This window comes from Nocardioides sp. (assembly GCF_041600255.1).
Classification (GTDB): Bacteria; Actinomycetota; Actinomycetes; order Propionibacteriales; family Nocardioidaceae; genus Nocardioides.
On record NZ_JBFIKK010000170.1, the window covers coordinates 1 to 5637 of the forward strand.

At 70.6% G+C, this 5637-nt stretch carries 10 protein-coding genes; 3 read left to right on the top strand and 7 right to left on the bottom strand.

Translation table 11 applies throughout. The features are described from left to right. Positions 1-53: 53 nt before the first annotated feature. The 5 genes from ABZE72_RS15275 to ABZE72_RS15295 all read right to left on the bottom strand — a co-directional run bounded on the left by ABZE72_RS15275 (position 54) and on the right by ABZE72_RS15295 (position 2895). A complete protein-coding gene (locus tag ABZE72_RS15275; RefSeq protein WP_372729890.1) occupies positions 54-350 on the bottom strand; it encodes a DUF1416 domain-containing protein in 297 nt (98 codons plus the stop codon). Continuing rightward, entirely contained in the window at positions 350-1213 is an 864-nt protein-coding gene (locus tag ABZE72_RS15280) for a sulfurtransferase (RefSeq protein WP_372729891.1), read from the bottom strand. Before ABZE72_RS15280 ends, ABZE72_RS15275 begins: the two co-directional genes overlap by 1 nt. Positions 1214-1324: 111 nt before the next feature. Continuing rightward, positions 1325-1831, bottom strand: a complete 507-nt coding sequence (locus ABZE72_RS15285) for a DUF4395 domain-containing protein (RefSeq protein ID WP_372729892.1) — start codon at positions 1829-1831, stop codon at positions 1325-1327. Positions 1832-2142: 311 nt separating this feature from the next. Beyond that, positions 2143-2589, bottom strand: a complete 447-nt coding sequence (locus ABZE72_RS15290; protein ID WP_372729893.1) for a TlpA family protein disulfide reductase — start codon at positions 2587-2589, stop codon at positions 2143-2145. Between the two features lie 42 nt (positions 2590-2631). Continuing rightward, positions 2632-2895: a MerR family transcriptional regulator gene (locus tag ABZE72_RS15295; protein WP_372729894.1), complete on the bottom strand. Its 264-nt coding sequence runs from the start codon at positions 2893-2895 to the stop codon at positions 2632-2634. Positions 2896-3016: 121 nt separating this feature from the next. On the opposite strand from ABZE72_RS15295, the gene ABZE72_RS15300 reads away from it, so the two are divergent. Continuing rightward, positions 3017-3442 carry an Hsp20/alpha crystallin family protein gene (locus ABZE72_RS15300; RefSeq protein ID WP_372729895.1) on the top strand — a complete coding sequence of 142 codons (426 nt, stop codon included), beginning with the start codon at positions 3017-3019 and terminating at the stop codon, positions 3440-3442. 106 nt (positions 3443-3548) lie between these two features. Here ABZE72_RS15300 and ABZE72_RS15305 read toward each other — a convergent pair whose 3' ends face one another. Both ABZE72_RS15305 and ABZE72_RS15310 read right to left on the bottom strand, forming a co-directional pair. Next, entirely contained in the window at positions 3549-3851 is a 303-nt protein-coding gene (locus ABZE72_RS15305) for a DUF4333 domain-containing protein (protein ID WP_372729896.1), read from the bottom strand. A 90-nt stretch (positions 3852-3941) separates the two neighbouring features. Next, on the bottom strand, positions 3942-4244 hold the full coding sequence (locus ABZE72_RS15310; protein ID WP_372729897.1) for a MoaD/ThiS family protein: 303 nt from the start codon (positions 4242-4244) through the stop codon (positions 3942-3944). Positions 4245-4324: 80 nt separating this feature from the next. On the opposite strand from ABZE72_RS15310, the gene ABZE72_RS15315 reads away from it, so the two are divergent. Then, the gene (locus ABZE72_RS15315; RefSeq protein WP_372729898.1) at positions 4325-5053 is read left to right on the top strand and encodes a response regulator transcription factor; all 729 of its coding nucleotides are present in this window, start codon (positions 4325-4327) and stop codon (positions 5051-5053) included. Positions 5054-5080: 27 nt separating this feature from the next. Beyond that, on the top strand, positions 5081-5536 hold the full coding sequence (dtd, locus tag ABZE72_RS15320; protein ID WP_372729899.1) for a D-aminoacyl-tRNA deacylase: 456 nt from the start codon (positions 5081-5083) through the stop codon (positions 5534-5536). The last annotated feature ends 101 nt before the right edge of the window (positions 5537-5637 follow it).

The following is a 5637-nucleotide window of genomic DNA, read 5'->3' on the forward strand; positions in this document are numbered from 1 at the left end:
CGAGCCCGACCGTTGCCGGTCGGGCTCGCGGGATGGCGCTCGGTCAGGGCGGGTCAGAGGGCGACGACGACCTCGGCCACCGAGCCGACCGACGCGACCACCAACTTGTCCACGGGGTCGGACTTCGCCGCCAGCGTGCGCAGCGTCCACTCGCCCTCGCCGGCGAAGAAGCGGAAGTGCCCGGTCGCCGAGGTGGGCACCTCGGCGGTGAACTCGCCGGTCCGGTCGAGCAGGCGCACGTACGCCGGGCTCACCGGCTGGCCGTCACGCGTCACGCGGCCCTGGATGATGGCCTCCTTGGCGACGTTGATGCCGTCGAGCGAGAGACCACCCTCGGTCGCGCCGCACATCAGGCGCTCTGCCCGTCTGCCTGGCCGGGCTCGTCGCCGAGCGCGACCGGCACGCCGACGAGGGAGCCGTACTCGGTCCACGAGCCGTCGTAGTTCTTCACGTTCTCCTGGCCGAGCAGCTCCTTGAGCACGAACCAGGTGTGCGAGGAACGCTCACCGATGCGGCAGTAGGCGATCGTGTCCTTGCTCCAGTCCACCCCGGCGTCGGAGTAGATCTGCTTGAGCTCCTCGTCGGAGCGGAAGGTGCCGTCGTCGTTGGCCGCCTTGCTCCACGGCACGCTCGCCGCGGTCGGGATGTGGCCGGCGCGCTGGGCCTGCTCCTGCGGCAGGTGGGCCGGTGCGAGCAGCCGACCGGCGTACTCGTCGGGGCTGCGCACGTCGACCAGGTTCTGGGTGCCGATCGCAGCCACGACCTCGTCGCGGAAGGCACGGATCGAGGAGTCCTGCTCGGTGGCCGTGTACGTCGTGGCGGCGCGCTCGGGCAGCTCGTCGGTCAGCTCGCGTGAGTCGAGCTCCCACTTCTTGCGGCCGCCGTCGAGGAGCTTGACGTCGGAGTGGCCGTAGAGCTTGAAGTACCAGTAGGCGTAGGCGGCGAACCAGTTGTTGTTGCCGCCGTAGAGCACCACGGTGTGGTCGTTGCCGACCCCCCGCGAGGAGAGCAGCGCCTCGAACTGCTCCTTGTTCACGAAGTCACGACGGACCTGGTCCTGCAGGTCGGTGGTCCAGTCGAGCTTGATGGCGCCACGGATGTGGCCCTTGTCGTACGACGAGGTGTCCTCGTCGACCTCGACCAGGACGATGCTGTCGTCGTCGAGGTGGTCCTCGACCCACTGGGCGGAGACGAGGGAGTTTTCGCGGCTCATGAGGGTGCCTTTCATGCGCGCCGAAGGTCGGCGCAACGGGTCAGGGTGTGGTGTGCGGGTGGACGGGTCCGGTGGACCCGATGAGGTGAAGCAGGTGGTGAGCGCGGCGCGTCAGGAGGTGACGGCCGTGCGGGCGGAGCCGGCGGAGATGCGCTTGAGGAGCAGGTACATCTCGCAGCCCAGGCAGAACGCGAACACCGCGTTGAGCAGCGCGGCCGCCAGGGCGAAGCCCACGGCCACGAGACCGACGACGGTCGCCCCGGTCAGGAAGCCGACCAGCGCCACCACCGCGAAGGCGAGGCCGACACCCTGCGCGAAGCGCGGCGGAGCCACGTCCTCGAGCTCGGTCGGCGCCGCCAGGCGGGGGCGGACGAAGGTCTTGAACAGGTAGGCCTGCGGAGTGTGCTGCACCCCGAAGCCCGCCCCGATGGCGAAGAAGCCGGTCTGGAGCGCCAGCAGGACCAGCGCCGCCGGGTGCGGGGCCAGCAACAGGATCACGGCGAGCACGACCGAGGTCAGCGCGGCGCCGAACTGCGGACCACGCGGGTCGATCCGCTGCGGGGTGCCGGCCGGGGGCGTGGTGTGGCCCGGAGTGCGGGTGGCGTTCAGGGTGGACATGTCTCTCCTGCGGACGGTGCGGAATGGCCTGGGCGGGGCACGGGGCGTCACGGGTTCGCCGTACGGCGAGGGGATGGGTTCCTCGATCAGCAGGCTGCCAGCGCTCCGAGGAGCGGGTTCAGCGGCGTGACGAGGGGTGGGTGACGCGACCCGTCAGGACATTCGACACAGCGACGAGTGCATGCGGCAGTGGTCCACTGCGCGGCGCTTCGTCAGCATGGTCGAGAACATGGAGAGAACAGTAGGGCGACCTGTCGCCGGCACGAAACCAGTCGTCCCACCTGTCGAGACAAGTGTCCGAATCGTGGACATCAGACGGCCGCCTCGAGTGCGGAGAGCACCTGCTCCTTGCGAGGAGCGCCCGACGCCCGGGCGACCTCGACCCCGCGGCTGTCCAGCACCAACGTGGTCGGAGTGCGCAGCACCCCGAGCCGGCGTACCAGTTCCAGGTGGTGCTCGGCGTCGATCTCGACGTGGACCACGCCGGGCACCGCCTCGGCGATGTCGGCCAGGACCCGGCGGGTGGCGCGGCAGGGGGCGCAGAAGGCGGAGGAGAACTGGAGCAGGGTGGCCCGCTCCCCCAGCTCGTGGTCGATGTCGGCGCCGTGCAGGACGGAGAGGGGAGCCTCGTCCGGCAGCGGCTCGCCGCCCTTGACCCGGTGGGTGCCCGAGAAGCGTCCGTCGACCACGGCGCGGTAGAGGCCGAAGGCGGTCGCCAGCGCGACGGCGGCGATCAACACCCAGGCTCCTGTGGTCATGGCGGGCTCAACACTGGCACAGGCCCCAGCATTCCGCCGAGGTCAGTCCGGGTCGCGGAGCCGGCGCACCTCGTCCTCGAGCTCGAGGACCTTCGCGATCCCGGCGAGATTGAGACCGTCGGCCAGCAGCTCCCGGATCCGGACCAGACGCTCCAGGTCGTCCTCGCTGTAGAGACGGGTCCCACCCGCGGTCCGCTCGGGCTCGAGCAGGCCCTTGCGCTCGTAGACGCGGAGGTTCTGCACCTCCATCGAGACCATCTCGGCAGCCACCGAGATGGCGAAGACACCGCGACTGCTGTCGCTCATCGGAACACCTCGATCGATCGGGGGGAGAGGGCTTGACGGATCGTATCGTGCGATATACAAAATGTGTATCCGCCGTTACAACTCGGCGGCCCACAACGAGACCTTCAGAGGAGGAAACGTGATGTTGCTGCGCACCACCGACCCGTTCCGCGATCTCGATCGCCTCACCCAGCAGATCCTGGGCACCACCAACCGGCCGGCGGTGATGCCGATGGACGCCTGGCGCGAGGGCGACCGCTTCGTGATCGAGTTCGACCTGCCCGGTGTCGCCAAGGACAGCGTCGACCTCGACGTGGAGCGCAACGTGCTGACGGTCCGCGCCGAGCGCGTGGCCCGCAACGGTGACTGGGAGATGCTCGCCTCCGAGCGGCCGCGCGGCGTCTTCAGCCGGCAGCTCGTCCTGGGCGACAACCTCGACCTCGAGAACATCGAGGCGTCGTACGATGGCGGAGTACTGCGGCTCGTCGTCCCGGTTGCCGAGAAGGCCAAGCCCCGCAAGATCGAGATCTCCACGGGCGACCAGGACAGGACCGCGATCGAGGCCTGATCCACCACTGACGTCGTACGTCTCTCGGGTTACGCACACGAGAACGACGTATGACACCACGACGAGGGCCGTCCCGGGGGGGTCGGCCCTCGTTGCGAGTCCCGGGTCAGTTGACCTCGTCGGCGACCTCGATGTCGAAGTTCGCCGTCCCGTCCTCGACCGAGGTGACCACGACGTAGACATCGATCGTGTCCCCGCCGGCCGACAGCACGCAGGTCATCTCGGCACCCACCTCGGCATCCAGGTCTCCGGGGCACGAGACGTCGTCCGGCTCCTCGCCGACCTGGGCCGCCAGCTCGGCGGAGATCTGCTCCTCCACGTCGGCGCGGTCGACGGCGCTGGCCGAGCAGCCGGTGAGGCTCACCGCGGCGAACGAGAGGGCAACAGCAAGGGGAGCGAGCGGGCGCATGGCGAACCTCCAACTGGGCTGGGCGCCGACCTGACGTCCGAGTCCCTTGCTACCAGCCCGGCGGCCCTGCCCGGCCCGGAACGACGCAAGTCACCCGCCGGCGAACGGCGGCAGGAACTCCACGGTGGCCCCGGGCGGGACCATCACGTCGTCGGGGTCCTCGGCCGACACGGGCCGCTCCCCCACCAGCACCGAGCACACCTCCAACACGTCGGCCAACCGGCTCCCGGGGTGCAGTGCCACGGCGCGACGGACCACCTCGGTCAGGCGCAGCGGGCCCTCGACGGGGAGGTCGTCACCCGCCACCCCGGCCGCTGACTTGGCTGCCGCCCAGTAGTGCACGGCGATGACGCGCGTCTCATCCGCCTGCGAACCAGCCTTCTCGACGCCCATGGTTCGGTATTCTTCCACCCACGCGAAGCCCGCGACCCGGCACGACGTCGCGGTCTCCGCCCCCGAGGGAGGAGAGCACGATGGGCACCTTGCTGCTGCTCACGAGCGCGCTCCAGCCCTCCGCCGAGGTGCTCCCGGCCCTGAGCCTGCTCGGCCACCAGGTCAAGATCCTGCCCGCCGAGGGCAGCGCCCTGCTCGAGGCGCCCGACGCCGACCTGCTGCTCGTCGACGGTCGCCAGGACCTCGCCCCCGCCCGGGACCTCTGCCGACTGATCCGCACCACCGGCACCGACGTACCCGTCCTGCTGGTGGTCACCGAGGGCGGCCTCTCCGTGGTGACCCACGACTGGGGCATGGACGACGTCGTCCTGCACACCTGCGGACCCGCCGAGCTCGAGGCGCGGATCAAGCTCGCCATCGGGCGGCTCGACGCCCAGCGCGAGGCCGAGGACCCCGAGTCGCACGTGATCCGCTCCGGCGAGGTGGTCGTCGACGACATCACCTACACCGCCCGGATCGGCGGACGCCCGCTCGACCTGACGTTCAAGGAGTTCGAGCTGCTCAAGCACCTGGCCCAGCACCCGGGTCGGGTCTTCAGCCGTCAGCAGCTGCTGCAGGAGGTCTGGGGCTATGACTACTTCGGCGGCACCCGCACCGTCGACGTCCACGTCCGGCGGCTGCGCGCCAAGCTCGGGCCGGAGAACGAGACCCTGATCGGCACCGTGCGCAACGTCGGCTACCGGTTCGTGCTGCTGACCAAGCAGTCGACCGACGAGCTCGAGGACCAGCACGCCGACCAGGACGCCTGAGCGCGTCCGCCCCGGAGCCGCTGCCTCGTGCGTGCCGTCGTCCAACGCGTCGCCTCGGCGTCCGTGACCGTGGCCGGAGAGCAGGTCGGCTCGCTGGCGCAGCCGGGGCTGCTGGTCTACCTCGGCATCACCCACGACGACGGCGCGGCCGAGGTCGACTGGATGGCCCGCAAGGTCTGGTCGGCCCGGCTGCTGCGCGACGAGCAGTCGGCCTCCGACGTCGACGCACCGCTGCTCGTGGTCAGCCAGTTCACCCTGTACGGCGACGCCCGCAAGGGACGGCGGCCCACCTGGGAGGCCGCCGCGCCCGCCTCCGTCGGCGAGCCGCTGTACGACGCCTTCTGCGTGGCGCTGGAGCGCCTGGGCGCCCGGGTCGAGCGCGGCATCTTCGGCGCGGACATGCAGGTCGCCTCGGTCAACGACGGCCCGATCACGCTGATCCTGGATCGGCCGCCACCGGCTCGCGGCGGCCGACCCTCCTAGGGTGGTCGCCGTGACCACCCTGGACCGGATCCTCGACCTCGCCGCGGCCGCCGCGGCCGCCGACGGCACCGACCCGCTCGACGAGCCGACCCGGCTGACCC

What these genes read in the sequence shown, in the direction of transcription:
- ABZE72_RS15315 (WP_372729898.1), top strand. Translation starts at nt 4,325, where the DNA reads ATGGGCACCTTGCTGCTGCTCACGAGCGCGCTCCAGCCCTCCGCCGAG.
- ABZE72_RS15310 (WP_372729897.1), bottom strand. Translation starts at nt 4,244, where the DNA reads ATGGGCGTCGAGAAGGCTGGTTCGCAGGCGGATGAGACGCGCGTCATC.
- ABZE72_RS15300 (WP_372729895.1), top strand. Translation starts at nt 3,017, where the DNA reads ATGTTGCTGCGCACCACCGACCCGTTCCGCGATCTCGATCGCCTCACC.
- ABZE72_RS15305 (WP_372729896.1), bottom strand. Translation starts at nt 3,851, where the DNA reads ATGCGCCCGCTCGCTCCCCTTGCTGTTGCCCTCTCGTTCGCCGCGGTG.
- ABZE72_RS15285 (WP_372729892.1), bottom strand. Translation starts at nt 1,831, where the DNA reads ATGTCCACCCTGAACGCCACCCGCACTCCGGGCCACACCACGCCCCCG.
- ABZE72_RS15280 (WP_372729891.1), bottom strand. Translation starts at nt 1,213, where the DNA reads ATGAGCCGCGAAAACTCCCTCGTCTCCGCCCAGTGGGTCGAGGACCAC.
- ABZE72_RS15275 (WP_372729890.1), bottom strand. Translation starts at nt 350, where the DNA reads ATGTGCGGCGCGACCGAGGGTGGTCTCTCGCTCGACGGCATCAACGTC.
- ABZE72_RS15295 (WP_372729894.1), bottom strand. Translation starts at nt 2,895, where the DNA reads ATGAGCGACAGCAGTCGCGGTGTCTTCGCCATCTCGGTGGCTGCCGAG.
- ABZE72_RS15290 (WP_372729893.1), bottom strand. Translation starts at nt 2,589, where the DNA reads ATGACCACAGGAGCCTGGGTGTTGATCGCCGCCGTCGCGCTGGCGACC.